The 18,990-nt window shown below is 70.3% G+C and carries 1 protein-coding gene (running past one end of the window); it reads left to right on the top strand.

Annotation, left to right across the window (positions count from 1 at the left end; genetic code table 11):
* Positions 1 to 18,990 carry the end of a hypothetical protein gene (locus CFN78_RS23190; RefSeq protein WP_094865005.1) on the top strand. 32,694 nt of this gene lie to the left of the window's left edge, so 18,990 of the gene's 51,684 nt are visible here — the last part of the coding sequence; its start codon lies beyond the left edge, outside the window; it ends in the stop codon at positions 18,988 to 18,990.

Here is an 18,990-nt window from a genome sequence, read left to right as displayed (position 1 = left end):
ACCTTCTCGCCTTCGGAGAACGTGCACACGCGCATGCGGTCCCTATTCGCCGCGATGTCTCGCATCGAGGGTTCTTTGCCTACCCGGGCACGGCAGCGCACGCCGCTGGGCCGTGCCGCGGCGACATGGCTCACGCCACTGGACACCGTTCGCCCGGCACCCCCGGAGGAACACCGCGGACGGGCCGCGCGGTTGCTCGGGCAGCGCCCGGCAGGCGGCGAGGCCGGACTGGACTCGATGTACGACCGGATGGTCGACGCCGTCGCGCACGCGAGCCACACCGCCGCACACGAGGCGGAGCGCCCGGTGCGGGAGCGGTTCGGGCGGGACGCGGCGCGCGTCAGGCGGGGAGCGCCGCAGAACGACTACCTGCACAGGGCTGAGCGGCTGCTGGAGCAGCGTCCCGCCGGCGCCGACACGGCGCTCTACGCCCGGCTCGCCAGGGCCGTCGAGCACGCCGACGACAACCTCGCCCGTAACGCCGTCCGTGAGGCGGAGGATCGCGTCGCGGTGGACTCGGTGGTCAGCACGCTGTGGTGGCACGCCACGAAGGCAGGTGAGGCCGCGCCGGGTGAACTCGACCGTTGGCGGAATTCGGTTCGCAAGCGGGTTCCCCGGCCGGAGGCGTTGTCCTCGCCCGCGATGCGCAGGGTCGTGGACGGGATCGCGCACCTGGCCTCCCAGGACCCGAAAGCCGTCCGTCGACTCGCCCTGTCCGCGGGCCACGGCGGTCTGGCCGACGCGTGGATGGAGGCAATGCGCTGGCACGGGGAGCCGAACGCCGAAGGGCGCGATGACATCAGCGACCTGTTCGCGGCGATCACCGCACCGACCCCGCAGGCCGGTGAGACGGCCGCCCGTGAACGCGCCACTGAGACCGCGGCCGAGCAGGCGGCCGCGGACCTCGCCGCAGACATGTGGACGACGATCGGCCCGGCCTGGCCAGCCGAGCCCGCGGAACTGATCGCCGACCGGCCCTGGGCGCTCGCCGTGACCCGGCACTCCGGGCAGCTTGCCCAGCAACTGTCCACTCAGCAACAGGAAGTCTGGCGGATGCGGGCGCTGCGCTGGGTGGTGCCGGATCCGGCGATGACCGAGGCCGAACTGGTGCGCGCGCGGAGCAGGAACCACGCCATGTTGGACGCCCTGGCGTTCCTGGCTTACCGCGACCGCAAGGATGCCGATCCGACGGCGAACGTCCGCGCGTTCGCGGAGGGCGCGGCACGGGCGGGCCTGATCTGGTCGCTGACCGGGCTGGAGTCCGCCCAGGCGCCGGATTCGAGTGCGGCGCACGCGGAACTGGACCGGTTGTTCGATGCGGCGCTGGCACCGGCGTGGTTCGAACCCGAGTACGACCTGTCCACTCAGGAGGGCGTTGCCGACCGACTGCGGGAGGCGGAGCGTGAATTCGGCACGCTGACAGAACGTGAGCGCGACAAGGGGACCGCACGCGCGGTTCGGGAGCTGGAGCGCTCCGACTGGTACCGGAGACTCGGCCAGGCGCCCGACAGCGGACCGGACGGCCAGCGGACTGCCCAGCGGATCGTCGCGCACGAGATACTGCGATCCGCACGCCGGGCGGGCCTGCCACCGGGCTCACCGACGCTCGACCTCGGCTCCGCACGCGCCGTCGTGGCTCAGCTCTCCTGGCTGGGCGGCGACCGGGCCGCGGGCCCGGCGTCCGTCACGCCTCCTGCTGATGCACGGACCGGGGAGGCCCCCGTCGAGGCCGGGCAGACGCGGCCGCGGGTGCCGAGCAGGTTCCCGTTCATGGGGCGTATCAACGCCGGGAACTACCGGCGGGCGCGCTCTGGTGAGAGCGGATACGAGGGGTACCAGACCAACTGCCTGGCTGCTGTCGTGCAGTTCTACAACATGATCGCGGCCGGGCAGGCTTCCGCCGCAAAGGACACGGTTCCCGAGCCCTCCCGGTTCGCGGCTCCGCCGACACCGCCACAGGATCCGTATCAGGTCTTCGACCTCGCTCGGGAGGACTACCGGCCGTTCGGTTCCCTTGCTGGGATCCGTGAACACATGCGTACCCGGCCGCCGGGCAGTTTCGGTGTCATCCACGCGATGGTCGCCGACAGTGCCGGGCGGCCGGAGATGCACTCGTTCGCGGTATACCGCCACCCGGAGGACGGCGCGGTCGAGTTCTACGACCCGCAGACCGGCAGCACTCTCGACCCACGCACCGACGGTTCGGAGTTCACCGAACTCTTCTTCGCCGAGACATCGGTACCACCGGGCGCGGCCACCGGACCGCAGTCACTGCCGGACCGGTCACCTGTGGCGGTGGCCACCGGGATGCCCGCCGATTCCGGCACGGATGCCGAGTCCGATTCCTCCGACGCCGATATGGCCGAGGCCCCTGTCGAGCAGCCGTCCGGGGCATCGTCGATCACCGAGTGGGCCGCCTCGTTCAGACCGCTCATGGCCGCGCTCGACGCGGCGATCGGCACCCCGCCCCACGGAGTCGAAGTGGGCGACATCAGGCAGCTCAGGCACCACGTCCGGGCCGCCGTCCGCAGCGGGCCGCGGCCCGGCCAGGAGGACCTGATCGCCGCGGCGAAACTGGTCACCGACTGGGGGCCCGCGCTGGAGGATGCGCTCTACGAAATCGCCGACACCGATCTGGACGACGTCGAAGCGTCAATGCTCGAGGCGGATGCACTGCTCGGCGCAGTCGACGAGGGAGCCAACCCGAACCGGGCCACCGTTCTGGCCGCGGTGCTGCAGGGGCAGCTCAGGGACCTCATGGCGAGTGAACTCACCTATGTCGACCGTGCCGTCGCCGACAACGCCCTCGATTTCGAGTTCCCCACGCAAACTCAGGCCAAGCGACAGGCGCTGACGGACTTTTACACGCGCTTCGTCACTGACGAGGTGTCCGACGAGACGCTCGGCATCTTCCTCGACCACCACCCGCAGTGGGGTGCGTTGTCCGAGACCGCGGACGTGGACGCGGGGCAGTTCGATCCGGACGCCAGACTGGACCGGGCGCGGGAGATGCTGGGCATGCCCGCGACCGCGGTGGAGCCCGACCAGGTCGATGTCGCGAATCTCGTCGCCGTCCAGATCGTGCTGGCCGAGCAGGGGCTCGCGGGTCCGGATTCCGCGGCGGAGCTGACGCGGTGGTTGAGGACCGAGGCCGCCCGGCTCGGTTCGGCGACCGACGTGGTGCGGGTGCACGCGGGCAGGGTCGTCGAGGCACGTCAGCGCGCGAGCATCCTGCGCGCCATGGTCGGCGCCGTCAGGACGATCACGGCGCGGGAACACGGACGGCAGCTTCCCGTGGGTACCGCCCAGGGGCTGGTACCCGGCCTCGACCTGGCCCTGTATTCCCCACCGGTGAACCCGGCCGCCGCACCGGTCGTCGTGGAAACCGACTTCGACGAGCAGGAACCCGATCCGCACGCACCCGGGGAGTCGAGGAACAAGCACACCTACCCGGCCGATCCGAGGTTCGTCGGCAGGCTGGACCTCGACGACTCGCTCAACCGGGCCGAGGCGCTGCTGGACCTTCCGCCGAACGTGCCCGCACAGGTACGCCAGGGCATCAGGAACATGGTCGCTGTCCAGGCCGTTGCGGAAGGCTGGGGCCTGGACAACGTGCCGCGCCAGGCGCTCGGGATGGCCACGTTCTTCAGCGGCGAGGCGGCGCTGCCCGGCTTCGCCCAGGGGCGCGTGGGCGATTTCGCCAGGGCAGGTGAACAACTGACGGTTCTGCGTGGCATGACCGAGCAGGTCGCGACACGAGAGGTGGACGAGCAGGAAGGCAGGAGCCCGGCGGGCTCGGCGCGGCAACTCGACTACGAGCTGCGCGAGCTGTTCCGGCGTCTCTACTTCGAGCCCGGGCCGAGTGGGTTCGAGAAGCGGCTGACCGAGCACACCCCGGACCCGGACGCCGCGCTCGACCGGGCCAGGACGTTGCTCGGGCTGCCGGACGAGGACGCTTTCCCGGCATTGACCGCGAGTAGCCCGGCCCCTGACTGGTCGAATCTGACCGACAACTCGGGCCTGAAGTCGGTCACCGAGGACGTGTCCATCGTGGTCGCCGCCCAGACCGTGCTCGAGGCATGGGGGCTCGCCGAGCCAGGAATCGCCGCCGAGGCGGCGAGGACGTGGCAGCGGGACGTTGAGCAGCGGGGTGCCATAGATGACCCTGTGAGCTTCGGGAACATCCGACGAGTCCGCGTCGCACGGGAGCAGATGGACGTACTGGCGGGCATGACGGAACTGGTCGCCGCCCGAGCCGCGGACGAAGCCCGGGGGCTTCGTCCCACGGGCGCGGCACAGCGTATGGCGGACGAACTCCGTGCCGAGTTCTCGCGCCTGTTCGTGGAGCAGGACCGGCTGGCGGAGCTTGAGGCCTTCAGGAACCGGTACCTCGACGAGTTCGCCAGGGCACGCGACCAGTTGGGCATGTGGCGAGCCGAGGCTGACTGGATGCTGGCCCATCCTGAACTGGGCCGGACCAGGACGGCGCAGCTGGTTCGCCGTAGGTTGGTGGACTTGATCGCGTTCCGGCTGCACCTGTGGCACCCGGCGCGTGTGCGTGGCGAGCAGCGGGCCACATGGCTCGGTGCGCACCTCGTCACGGCCTTCCGGACGGTCGATCAGAGCGTCGGCCCGGTACTGGAACACCTGGAACACGACCTTCGGGAACTGACCGCAGGCGGAAACGAGATTCCGCCGGACCTGGAACAGAAGCTGCGGAGCAAACTGACCGAGTATCGCAAGCATCCGGACAGCGACCAGCTCCCGCAGGGTTTCGACGCCGACAAGTACGCGAAGGCCCTGAACTGGTTCGCCGATGGTGCGAAGGAGTTGGGCGATGCTCTGCGGAGCGACCAGATCGGGTCGGTGGCTGGCCTGGCGATCGCCCTGGGGCAGGCGAAGGCGAGCGCTCTGCACGGTGGCGGCCGGCTCGAGACGATAGCCGGCGACGTGAAATCTGCTCTCGCCGCGAAGGCCGAGGCCAGCTACACCGCGGTCCGGGACTGGCAGCGACGCGGGCACTGGTACCTCGCCGTCCCGTTCCTCGAATCGACGGCGCTGTCGCCCCGGGCACGGCAACGGCTGGACCAGCTCGCGATTGTCGTGGGCCACGTGTCGATCGACCAGCTGCAGCAGCGGGCCATGCGGGAGTTCGCGGCGAAGATGCGTACCGAGTTCGAGGCGCTGCAGCGACGGTTCGATCAGCCGGAGTACGTCGTCGCGGCCCGATGGGCAGCCATGCGACAGCTCACGGGACCGGCCGGCGACCATGCCGCGGACCCTCCCGGCGATGACGGCGACCACGCGATGTCCATCGACGACGGTGACGGCGCCGTATCCTTCGACGAGGACAGCGACGACGCCATGTCCGTCGACGAGGGCAGTGACGAGGCGGACGGCGACAGCGACGACGCTGGTGCTCCACTCGTGAACCCGGAGCGCAGGCGCCGGGACGCGGAACTGATGCTGGGCGAGCTGCTGGAACTGACCGACACCGCACCGGAAACCGCGCAGGCCGCGGCCAACGAGCGCTTGCATGGCTACCAGAGGCTGGTCATGACACTGGCCGGCAAACTGGCGTCGCAGCCGGAACCCGAGTTCCTCGCCGACACCTACGGCGAGGAGGAGGCCTGGCGAGAGACCGCCGAGGCGCGCCGGGAATTCCAGCGCACGGCCAACTCCGACGGCATCGCGCGTGTGCACACCGACGTGCCGTTCCAGGACGCGCTCGACCGTTTGCTGTCCGGGCGATGGGGTGGCCTGAGCGGTGAGATCTCCAGCATCCGTGACGACATAGAGAACGAACTGAACGCTCTGCGGCCCAAGATGCCTCCGGAACACACGCCGGACGAACTGGCGCGGGCGGAACGTGAAGCGATCCGCAGGATGGGACCGCTTCCGGAGTCCACGCCGGGCGCAGGCCCGGCACCACTGGTGCAGCGGTCCTTGTGGCGGCGGATGCGCAGACTGTTCACCGACGCCTACCTGGTCCAGTTCGCCGCACAGGCGGATGGCCAGCGCGCGCGGCAGACAATCGACGCGCTTGGCCCCAACGCGTGGCCGAGCCTGAACGACGGCGCCCGGATCAACCGTGCCACCGAGGCCGTCGCAGACACCGAGCGACTGATCGCCGACATGCTCCCGCGGTTCGACCGGCTGCGCCAGTACCGAGAACTCGACACGAGGCTCGCCACCTTCTACCGCACTCACGGAGACTTGATCGCGCAAAGTCGGGCGAAGCTGGAAGCGCGCGACCCGCGCACAGCACGCGAGACGCGTGAACTCGCCGCGGTCATGCTCGGTCTGCCCGCGCCGCACCCTGGGCTCCCCGAAGGCCAGACGCTCTCCGCTGCCGACCGCGCCCGCATACACCGGGATCTGGTGTCGGTGCTGGCCGCCGGGATCATCGACGAAGCCGATCCGTCCGGTCTGGTTCCGGGGACGCTCCACCCGGGCGCCATGCTCAATCCCTGGGCGGACTCGACCCGGATCCGCACCGAGGCGGACCTGCTGTTCCACTGGACCCCGCACGGGCAGTTGCCGATCCTGCCGGAAACCGGCTTCGGCGCGGCCGAGGATGACGCATATGCCCGATACGTGAACGTCACCGACCCGGAGCGGGTCGTACCCGCGGTACGGCGCTTCCATGAGCACTGGGAGCCGCAGTTCCGTGTGGCCCGCCGAGGCCTTCCGGAAGCACTGGTGCACCAGCAGGGCAGGACCGCGGCACTCAGTAGGGCAAACGCAAACGCTCAGCGGGATCAGGCATGGGTGAACCGGGGGGCGCTCGATCAACTCCTCGGCGAAGAGAATCGTGACGCGGCCGCCGACGCTCTCGGTATAGCGCTTGGTCCACCCGGGCACTACAAGAACGTGGACGATCTTGTTCAGTTGATCGGTGCGGCATGGCGGCTCCGGCTGGCTCGCACGCCATGGACCGGCCAGCCGCGGAATCTGCCGTTGGGCCAGTACCTGCAGCGAATGTGGCAGGACTTGACGAGTTCGCCGGAGCCGATCGAGGTGCAGGCAGGCAAGGCGCACGCGGAACTGGAGGACCACCTGGCGCGAATGGGAGAGGACCCCGGCCTGCTTGACGCCGTCCGCGACGCTCTCGCCTGGCGGCAGCACTACTGGCGGCGCTCTGGAACGGCCAACCGTGCAGCCGCGGAAGAGATCCTGGGTGTGTCGTTCGGGCCGGACGAGCTGGGGCCGCGTTCGGCGGATCTCGTCGAACTGATCGGCATCACCTGGAGGCTCTGGTCAGCCCGTGCACCATGGACGGGGGAACCGCACGACCTCTTGCTGAGCCGGAACCTGCGTGGGCTGTGGCAGGCGGTGACGAACTCCCCACACGCGACGGAGGCGCAGGCGGGCCAGGCGCTGCGGGGTCTCCAGGGCCATATCGCATCGAACATGGGGGATCCCGATCTGGCGCGTGCTATCCAGGATGCGTGGCTCGAGGCGCGGCCCACCGTCGAGCCGACTCAGCGCGACGGTCTGGTGGATCTCGCGCAGCTGATCGGAGCGGCATGGCGTTACCAGATATCTCAGGGTGACCAGGAGGAGACGCGAGCGTGGGCGAGGCGGCTGCGTCAGGACTGGAACGATGCGGTGCGCCCACGCGAGCGAAGCGAATTGCGAGTCGCGCGGTCGTACGAGCGGGTGGAGACGCGGCTTTCCGCCGAAAACAGGCTCGACTCGGTCCGCGCCGACGTGCCCTGGCTTCCGCTGGAGTACCGGGCGAGCCGTTTCCTGGGTGTGCAGGAGCCTTCTTCGCAGCAGAGGGAGCCTGGGAGCGCGGACGCGGACACGAGCTGGCGCACGAGCGGGCTCGCGCGCAGGCTGTACGACGAGGCTCGTGCGTTGACCGCGTACAAGCTCAGATACGACCCGGTCGGTGCGGACCACGAGGGTGAGATGCTGAGAGAGGGCATCCAGCGGTCTTTCGGGGAGGACCAGACCGTGCCCGGCCTGCGGGACCTGCTCGACTGGCACAGTCAAGAGCGCAATGTGGACCGGATCGGCGACGGCGACCCTGCCCTCGACCGCGGAGAGATCCCGCCCGTGTATTCCGGGCGCGAGGCACCCGTCGACGGGACGGGCTCCGCGACCGAGCTGTGGCGGGGTGAGCCAGATGCGAGCAAGGTGCTCTCACACGCCGCGCTGCTGGCGGGGCTTCGACCGTCGGAGGCCGAGGAATTCCGGCTGCGGGTACTCCAGTGGCTGGTGCCGACGCTCGGGCTCTCTCCGCAAGCGTTGTCGGAACGGCTGTCCGGAGCGCAGGTGCTGCTTGACGCGCTCGCGTATCAAGCCTACGTGGATCGGGATCTTGCTGAGCCGTACGCGAACGTAGACCGATTCGCCCGGACGGCAAGGACCGCCGAGCTGGATCTCAGGTTGTCCGCCGTTGCCGGGGACCGGATCGGTGAGCGGCACGATCGGGCACAGGCAGCGCTGAAGCGCCAGTTCACGACCGCCGCCTACCGCGCCACTCCCCGCTCCGAGCTGACCAGTGCCGAGATGCTCGCCGCACGGGGTAGAGAGGCGACTCAGGAACTGGACGCGCTGGTGCGCCCAGACGTGGCCGCGCGACTGCGAGCCCTTGCCGACCAGCTACTGGCCGAAGGGCTCGGCAACACCTCGCGGCGTCGTCTGGGTACGAATGTTCCGCACGCGAGGGACGTGGTGGCGCATGCCCTGATGAATTCCGGAATGCGGCAGCGGGAGATCGATTCGAGTAGTCGGCAAATTCCCGAGAGAGCTGCTCGCGCGGTCGTCCAGCGGATCGCCGACCTGGTCCAGGGGCGGGCGGAATCGCCCGGGACCGGGGTCGGCACGGTAGAAACGGGCGAGCCGTCCGCCCGGTCCGGTCGCGGGGGAATGGCCCTCTCGTCCTACGCGGGGGGCGAGTGGCGGTCGTCGCGGTTCCACCAGGGACCGACGCCGTGGGTGGTGTCCGGCGCCGGGTTCCAGACCGAACAGGGTGCGCGCGACTTCCTGGGGGTGCACTTCCCGGACCTGGCGAACCATTCGATGGACTCCGCCGACCGCCACGCGTTCTGGATGAGTTGCCCGGAGGCGGTGCTGGCGACGTTCAACACCGTCGAGTTCGGTGTGCCGTTCGACCTGGGGCCGGACGATGTGGGCCGGGAGATGATTGATCTCGAGCGGGCGTTCGGCTCCCGGTTCCGTTCGATCGCCGGCTTCGACTCGGTCGCCGAGCTGATGCTGGATCCGTCGACCCTGTCGCACGGAGTTGTGGCGTTCCAGGCGCGCGAATCGGAGGGTTTCGGGCACCACTACGTCAACGTGAAGCGCCTTCCCAATGGCAGCGTCGTCTTCCTCGACATGCACCCGCAGGAGCGCAGTGTCGCGAGCCTGCCCGCGGATCCGCTGTGGGTCGAGCTGCTGCTGGTCCCGCCGGGCACGGAGCCGTTGTCCTTCCCGGACGGCGCGGAGGCCGAGGCGGAGGTGAACGCCGCGGCAGAGCGGGCGGAGAGCGTCTACTCGGTCGAGGACGAGGACTCGACCGAGGATGCGCCACGGTCGACCGTGCGGCCACCGCGCAGCGGCCACGTCGTGCCGCCGCCGGCGGGCATGAGTGACGGTTTCGGCGGTGCGGTGCCGGTAGGCAATGGGCACACGACGGCGGTGCAGGCGGAAACCGGCGGGACCGAAGCCATCGAACTCACGGAGTTGCCGGCCAGGGAAACCCCTGCGCCGCAAGAGACCGCGATCGACGGGCACGCCGACCTGCCGGACTCCCTGCTGCGCAACGCCGGCATGGGGCTGGCCCTGCAACAGGGTGTCGCGGCGAACGCCGACGTACTCGACACGGCGCTGACGGAGCTGCTGCCGAACGGCGAGCGCACCGGTGTGGACGAGTTCGCCGCCGCCATGCGGAACCGCACCGGAACCTTCCTCGGCAGCGGGAAGACCGCCGACATCGAGATCGACGGAAAGCGCTACGAACTGCACGGCCGGGCGTTCTACGACTGGGACGCGGCCGAGTTCGCCACCGGACCCGCCGCCAGGTACCCCACCGACCTCGCGGGGGCACAGGGCAGCGGCACGATCGCCACGGCGGTACAGGCGAACCAGGGAAACAAGGGCCAGGCGCTGATCCCGATCCCGGCCGCTCCCGGATTCACCATCATCACCAGCGGCCAGGCCTCGACCGACGCGAGCAACGCGGTCAGCGCCAGCACCAGCACCACGGCCGGCAGCAAGCAGTACGCGACCGTTCCGCTGCCGATGCGGGCCGCCTCGGTGCCCGTCCGTTTCGAACTGAGCCTGCGCGACGCGCGGCAGCGGCCGGTCGGCGAACCGGTGGTGGTGGGGCGTTCCACCGATCCGCGACGGCCGATCGTCGACCTGCTGATCCCCACCGGGCTCGGCGCCGAGCAGACCGGTGACCTCGCGCCGCGCACCGGCCGGCGCTTCCTCGAATCCGTCGAGGTCGGCGGACGATCTCCGGGCACCTACCGCGGCAAACCGCTCGCGCCGAGCCGGGACGGTGAGCATCGGCTGCTCGACAAGGTCGCCGCTGCCCTGCCGTCGTCACTGGTCAAGCTCGGCCGGGAGGGTCGCAAGGAGCTGCGGAAGTTCCTCGACGGCCCGACGTTCACCAAGCAGTACCTCACGATGGCCGTGACGGCCGAGGACGCCGCACGGGGCCGCGGGTGGGTCCGGTCGGAGAGCCTGATCGCGGGCAAGAACCCGTTCAGCTCCTGGATCAACACGCCGAGCGCGGTCGAGATGCGGCTGGTCGAGCGCACCGACCCGCGCCCGCTGCGCACCGTCGACGAGGTGACTTTCGGCGAGACCGACACGTTCACCACCGGCCGTTCCGATGCCGGTGACGCGAGCCGGGGGGCGAGCGCCAAGGTCGTCGGCGGCCCCGGGATCGACGTGGCCGGGATCGGCATCGTGGCCGGGCCGGTGGTCAGTGGCGGTGCGGAGCGCGGGCGGAAACAGGAGCTCAGCCAGAGCGGGGACGTCGAGCAGACGACGACGCGGCGGGGGACCGCGCAGCGGGTCGAGCGCCGGTTCGACCTGGAGGTACGGGTTCCGGGCAAACCGGCGATGGTCTTCGCCGACGAGGTGCGCGCCGTCGAGTGGCAGGAGGTGAAGCCACCCCGCGGGAACGAGACGCAACCGGCTACCGAGCCGGAGACCGCGCCGGTGCGACGGCTGTACGGCCCGGAGGCCCTGGAGTCCGGCCGGGCACTCGCCGGTGCCACGCTCGAGGTGTCGAAGGTCGCCGATCAGGTCCTCGACATGATCGAGAACTCGGTCAGCAAGGTGCCAGGGCACAAGCGCTGGTACCTCAGCAGCGACCGGTTCCTCGACCAGTTCGACGACAAGGCGGCGGGGCGCAGGATCGGCCGGAAGATCCGGGACGGGCTGCGGCGCCGGGACGCACTGCGCGAGCTGCTGACCGACCGGGAACTGGGTCTGCTCGCCGACCGGGCGCTGTCCGACGACGGGCTGCGTATCCCCTTGATGCCCAAGAACGGCTGGGGGCACGACTACCACGTCTCGTTCACCCTCAAGGCGACATTGTCCGAACTGCAGGACACCGGTGAGGTGACCGAGCTCGCCGCCGCGGAGACCGGCTCGGCATCGGACGCCGCGGGCACGCGGCACACCACGACCAAGGTCGCCTCCGCGGGCACCGGAGCCGGGGTGCGGATCACCGCGTCGCTGGCCGAGCGGGCCGCGATCTTCGTCGGCACCATCCACAGCGCGTTCACCTGGACCAAGACCGGTCTCTCCGGAACCACCGTGCGCCGCAAGGATGTACGCGAGACCGGCGGCGCCCTCGACGAGAACGGCGGGCTCGCGGCCGAACCCAGGCACGGCTTCACGGCCACCGTGGACTGGACACTCACCGGCCAGACCTACCGGCGGCACAACGCACTGGTGCGTGGCTTCAGTTTCGGCAAGCGCGGCCTGCACACGCCGGAGACGAAGCCGGTCGGCATCGTCGATCCGAACACCGGGGACACCGCGGACGAGGCGGTCATCCGAGTGGCCTCCGACATCCAGGTGCCGGCCGCGTACGTCACCCCGAACCGGCCCGAACCGATCGCCGTCGACCGCACGGAGGGACGCGAGGTGCCCGGCCTGACGCTGCGGCCGGACCCGGACGCCCCGGCCGCAGCCGACCCGTTGCGCCGTGGCCTGTCCCGGGAATTCGACGGCATGCGGATCGTGAGCTTCGACGGGCTCGGTCACGTCCGGGCCGCGTTGCGTTCCGTGCTGACCCGCGCGTCCGGAGATCCGGTCTTCTCCTTCCCGGAGTCCGACAACAGCACCCTCATCGACAACGTGCTCGCACCGGACGCGGTACGGACTGATCGCCGTTTGTTCAGCCGTACCACCGGTTTCCGCGGTCTCACCTGGCCGAGGCGGCGGCTCAAGCAGTACGCGGCCGCCGAGGTCTCGTTCCAGCCGCGTGATGTCGAGGTGCTGCCCGGCCGTCGTTGGCACCGGCCGAGGGCCACCGACACCACCGAGTCGACCACCGGTAGCGGGAAGGAGAACAAGTGGGAGACCGCCCCGGCCGCCGACATGACCAGCTTCGCGTTCTACAAGGATGTGACGCCGGACGGGGAGAGCAGCTCGGACAACACCGTCAAGCCCGGGGCGCTCGCCGTGTTCGAGGTCGACCCGATGATGCTGGAGGCCAGCACGTCGAAGGACACCTCGGCCGAGGTGACGACCGGAACGTCGATCGGCAAGCCGCCCGAGCCGTTGCACCTCGTACGGTTCGGCGTGCGGGCCACCGTCGCGGCCGAGGTGCGCTCTCGCAGGTGGCGTAACTTCTGGGGCTTCGTCCGGCCGGGTGAGCCCGGAGCCGCGAACGAGCAGTTCGACATCCCGGAGGCGGTCACCGCCTGGGTCACCACCGCACAGCTCGATGCCATTCGGGCCAAGCAGGCCGAGGAGGACGCCCGGGAGCGCCACCTGCCCGAGGCGGTGACCGAAAACCCGGCGCCCGAACAGCAGGCGCGCGAACAGCAGGCGCCCGAACAGCAGGCCGCCGAACAGCAGGACGAGAGCCGTATCGTCCCCGCTCCCGACTTCCTGCGCCCCGGCGAACCGCTGTCGCTCGGCATCGGCGCGGTCGACGGTGTGGTCGACCTCAGGGCCGTGCTGCCGGCACTGCGTCAGGACCTCGCCCGCGCGCTCGGCGCCAAGCGTGCCCGCCGGCTCATCCCGACCTCGCCGCTGCGCACCGGGCACGACAACTACGCGGCCATCTCGTCCTGGCTCGCCGATGCGCAGAGCTGGCTGGAGGATTCCGCACGCAGCGGCACGCCGCGTCCGTTGCGGCTGGAGGACCGGCGCAGCGGTGAGACCTACGAAGTGGTGATCGGCAACGAACTGCTCGCCACCCCGGAGTTCACCGGTCTCACCCACGCCGCGCTGCGCAAGACCGCGGCGATCACCTCACTCGGGACGAAGGCCCGTTCCTGGATGCGGACCGTGTTGCGCCTCGAACCGGTCGTGGTGCCCGCGATCCACGCGGGTGGGCCATCACCGGACGAGAACGCGTCCCGCGCCGAGCCGTACGGGCTGGTCGGTGGCGGTGTGGTCGGTGAGGTCGTCGTCGGGCGCAAGCGGCGGACGAAGAAGGAGACGCGGCGGTCGGTCCGCGAACGTGCCGCCGAGGTATCCGGTGCGCTGGCGCGGTACCGCGCCTCGGTCGGGTTCACCGTCGCGATCGAACGGCACGGCGAGCGGATCGCGGAGGCCGGGATGGAGCAGCCGGTCGACATCCTGCACCTGCCGGAGGATTCGGTCGCCGAAGGACTGGCCACTGTGCCCGCTACGGCGGCTCCGCCCCAGTCACGAAGCGAAGCCGAGACGTCCGAGGAGGCACTCGCCGGATGGCGGGAGGCCGCACCGTTGCCCGACGGCTGGGTCAGCCACCTGAAGTTCGACGTGGACGACATGGTCGACGCGGGGGCGCAGACATACCAGGAGAGCACCGGAGCCACGGTCGTACCGGCCGAGGTCAGGCGAGCCCTGCGGACCGCGCTCACCGGCCGGCGGTTCTCGACGATGCTCACCCGCTACGGCACCACCGGCGTGATCCTGGACCTTCCGGTCGGCTCCGGGATCACCCTCGAACTGCACGCACGCACGCCGGGAGTGCCCACCCTCACCGGCGTGTCGGCTCGGACCACGGTGTCCGGCGATGGCAACGACGGCGCGGTGGAGAAGTCGGTGGGGGAGGTGTCGATCAACGAGGTGGCTGCCATGGCGGCCCCGGCCGCCGGTCTCGGCGGCAGCCAGCCCGCGGGCAGCGAGCAGGTCGGTGACCGGCAGATGTTCGGCGGCGGCCTCGGCGCGGCGCTGCCGCTGATCCCCACCGGGGCGGTCGCGTCCGAGGCCGAGCACGAGGTGGAACACCACGAGAGCGGGCAGCCCGAGCAGTCCCTCGCGTCGGACGGCCTGACCGGGTTCTGGCTGACCGGCGTCGAGTTGCGATTCGTCGCCCGGCCGACCTCCAGGGTCACGCGCAAGCGCACCGCCGTGGTCGACCTGGCCATCGACAACGGACTCGTGCTGGCGAACGGCTCCCGCCAGGACGCGATCCCCGCGCCACTCGCCGAGGCCGCACGCTCGTTCGCCGCGGCGGACGACGCCTGGTCGGCCGTCGTGCCCCGGCTGGCCGGAGCGCGTGCGGCGGTCGAACGCGGGCAGGATCGGGCCGCCGAGGCGTTGACCGCGATCGAAGCCGAACACGAGAGCGCGGCCGCCGCGTGGTGGGACGCCTGGCACACCTACCGGGCCCGGCTGGAGGCGACCACCGGCAACTTCGACCTCAACGAACCGGCCACCAGCCATTCCCTGCCACCGCTGCTTGCCGAGCCAGAAGGCGAATGGGCGACTTCGCTGATGGACCGGCTCGGCGAGGCGGTGGAACTGGCCGTGCCTGCCGATTCGACGACGCTGCCGCCCGCCGATCGCCTGCGGCTGGACCGTTTCGTCAGGGGCCTGTCCGATACCGAGAGCGACAGCTCGGCCGAGGTGACCGTGCGGGCCACCGGCGACCTGACCGGCGACGGCCCCAGGCAGGCGGTCACCCTGGTGCAGGCCGAGCTCGCGCGGTCCGGCAGGCGGCACAGCCGGTCGGTGTCGCCGCGGTCCGGCGTCGAGATGCGGCACGTCGAGGGCGAGTCCGCCGTGCAGGTGGAGGTGTCGGCCTCGGCCGGCACGCGGCCATCCGAGTCCACAGAGGACGGTCTCCCGCTGGTGCGTCGGCACGGGCTCGTGCACATCTCCCGCGACCACGAGGACGCGGACGTGCTCGCGCGTCTCGGGTTGCTCGATGACGCGCTGGAAACGTACGTGAGCTTCTCGGAAGCGGAGCAGGTCTCCTCCGAGCCGCGCCCAGTGCCGCATCACTCGCCGGACGCGACTGTTCTCCTGGTGGACGACGCGGACACCGACCGCGTGCGCGACACGATCGGCTCCACACTGCTGCGCGGGCTGGTGGGCCGCGACCCACAGGCGCCGGTGGTCCTGGTCGGGCTGGCGGCCGACGAGTCCACCGCCGGGCTGGTGTCCGACCTGCTCCGGAACGCGGGCCACCCACGCACGATCGTCTACGCCGATGGCGAGTCCGGCGTGCTCGCCGACGAGGGAATGTACTGGCTGGGCGCCGGTACCTCGTTCGCGACCTTGCCCGCTCCCGCTTCCGCCCCGGCAGCGCTGCCCGACCAGGATGACGCCGGGGCCGGCCACACGATCGCCCTGGACGACCCTGGCGTGTGGTATCCGCCTGCCGGGAACGCAGCAGGCGGCCTGGCACTGGTTTCGGACAGCTCGCAGGCCGACGGCTGGGCCCGGCGGAACTACCTCGCGCACTCCCGGCAGGCGACGTCGTCCAACGAGGAACCGGTGTACCTGTACCTCGAAGCCGGCGAGGACGGATTCCTCACCGGTGACGGCCGGAACGTGGGGGCGCGTGAGGTGGCCGAGAGGATTTGGCGCGACGCACCCGAGCTGGCTGCTGACCCGTGGACCCCGATTCGTCTCGTCGTGCTGGTAGGCGAGGTGGCCGTGGACGAGGCGCGGCGCCGGTCCGGCGAGCTCGCCGAGGCGTTGCGCGAGGGCGGTCCGTACCGCGCGACGCACGCGGCCGTGCTCACCGCCGGAAACCAGAACCCGCCGAGCGAAGCCGATTTTCACCTCGTGTCCGAGCCCGGGAGCCAGAACCTGGAGGCGCGGCCGCTGACCACCACCGAGCACCCGCCCGCGGACTCGTCGATCGCCAGGTCCTCCGCCGATCCGGAAACAATCGAGTCGTCGGCGCCGGCAGGACAAGGCGCACGGTCCGGGGGTACCGGCAGGCCAGGCAACGGCAGCGCCGCACCGGCAGCGAACCCGGCACCCGCCGCGCCCGCACCCGCCGTGTTCGTGCCCGCGCACCAGGTCACCGCTCGGGACATCTCGTGGTTGCCCTTGACGGACGCACAGGGCCGGCAGAACGTGCTGAACCTGCGTGTCAGCGACCAGTACGCGACCCAGGTAGCCGAACAGATCGCCGACTACAGCGACCTCAGCGTGCGGTCGTACGCGCTTCGGTACACCGACGCCAACGGAGTACCCCGTCGCCGCGAGGTCCAGGGCGACTGGGCAACTGACAGCAGAATCGTGCGGTTCACCGGCACCGCCGCCAACGATGCGTTCACGGTCCCGGTGAACGGAAATCGCATCACCGCGATGACCCCGGAGGAGATGGCCGAGCGGTTCGCCGCGAGCGACGAACTCCGGCAGATGGCTGCCGGGCCGGTCCGCCCCACCCTGCTCATGGTCACCGATGACCCCACTGCCGACAAGGACGACCAGTCGCTCAACGAGCGGTTCCTGACGCGGCTGTTCGAGATCACCGGCTGGTGGAACTCCCACCACCACGCCGGGCCGATCGTCGACGGCAACTACGGCTACCTCCACGTGAAATGGGAATTCGCGCCCGGTCCCAAGCCGTCTCTCGCCACGGTCCGGCATGACATGTTGTCCGGGGCCATCCTGTTCACCAACAGGATTCCGGCCATTGTCGACGGGTGGAACCCCCTGGTCGTCGGCCTGCGCGGCACCGGTAGCGCCGCCCTGATCGAGCTGTCCAACGGCGTACCGGTCGAAATGGGCGGTGCCCTCGTCGGCGGACTGGTACTCAGTGATCCCGGCCTGCGCGCACTGCTCAGCGAGGACCCGAACCGGCCGGTCGTACTTGACACGGACGCAACCGAAGTATTGGTCAACTACGGCGGCCTGGGCTTCGACTTCGCCGGTGCGTTGCGGGCACAGCAGCTCTTCAACGACGTATACCTCCGCACCGCGGACGGCGCGCTGACACTCGTTTCGGTTCCACGAGCCGGGGACCTGGCCACGACGATGATCACCGGCCCCGCCGGCGAGCCGATCGGCCCGTTCGTGCGCTACCCCGGCGACCAGGCGACGCTGACCAAGATCCGAACCTGGGCCACCGGCGGCGCGATCGACCTGCCGAACGTCAACTCGACCGACGGCCGGTTGGTCCCGATCCCGTGGCGGCGCAGGCCGGGGATCGTCTTCGCCCGGCGCAGTGCCACCGGATACCAGGTCACGCGAGCCGACGGCAAGGAGCTCGACCTGTCGGCGAGCGAGCTCAGCCGGTATCTGCGCGACGACCCGGACCTCCGCACGATCCTGGGCGACAAGGGCTCGGACAGTGGTGTGGAGAACGACGAGCCGCCGGTGCTGTTGTGGACCATCGGGGGCCCGATCGTCGGCCTCGACACCTTCGCCGAGGGGTTCGCCGCGGCCGGCTATTCACGGACCTTCTACGGCCCGTTGGGCCTGCTGTCCGTCGTCCCGAACGGGCTCCCCCTGTTGAACGGGCACGGTTTCGGCCGGGTCGGTCCGATCGTGCCGGGACCGCAACGCCTGGTCAGCTATGTCAGAGCGAACGAGAAGCTCGGTATACGCGGTCAATTCTTCCCCGCGCACGCTTTCGACCGTGGCAACATGGCTTTGGCCGCGCTACGGGAGCATCCGCTGACCGATCGGATCTACTACTCCGGCGAGCGCTCGTCGAACGGCGATCCGGTGACGGGCTTCGGTCCCGTAACCGCGTACCTCGCCCCCACCAGGGCGAACCGTCACCGCAAGTGGATCGCGGACGGACACGGCACTGCGGACCAGGGCTTCCACCACCGGATGACCACCAACCGCCCGCATCACCTCGGGGACAAGATCTACCTGACCGGCTCTTCGAGTTCTGCCGCGATCTCCGGCAGTCAGGCCTTCAGGCGCGCCTCGCTCGGCGGCGATGTCGAGGTCTTCCTGGTGTCCTGCGAGGCCGATGGTTTCGCAAGGGCGGCGGGGGCCAGCTCGGCGTACCGGCTTCTGGAAGGCTGGGACCAGAGGCGTCCGTTGGGCAAGCTCGTCGCCGCCACCGACAACGTTTACGTCGTGCAGAGCAGATACCACTTCGTCGACCGGAACGGGCACTTCCGGGAAGTGCGCGCGCCGGGCGAGCCGACGCCCGAACCGATTCCGTTGACGGACCTCGCCACCAACCAAATCCGGCCGGTGTGGTTCGACGGTACCGACGAGGCGGATATCCGTAGAGCTGCCCGGCAGTCCGCGCGGGCGGCCGCGTGGCGCCTGCGTCGCGGGGCGGCCGCACCGACGGTGGAGATCACCGGTTACGACACCGGCCAGGCAGGCGCTGATAGCCGGGCGCTGCGCGCGAGTGCCGTCTTCGACGACGAGTACGCCAACGAACTTGTCCGGTTGGCCGACCTGGACCTGCCGGGGCCTGCGAGCGTGACGACCTGGGTGGCCGGCAGAGCCGACCCGCTGTCGCACGGGCATGCGACCGTGCGGATTCACCTGGCCGTGTACGAGCTGGGGATGACGGCGCTGCAAGCATCTGACCTAGACGCGATCGACCAGGCGTTCGCCGCGCTCGCGGTCACCCCCTGA

This window comes from Amycolatopsis antarctica (assembly GCF_002262875.1).
Taxonomy (GTDB): domain Bacteria; phylum Actinomycetota; class Actinomycetes; order Mycobacteriales; family Pseudonocardiaceae; genus Amycolatopsis; species Amycolatopsis antarctica.
This window is presented reverse-complemented; position numbering and strand designations above follow the sequence as displayed.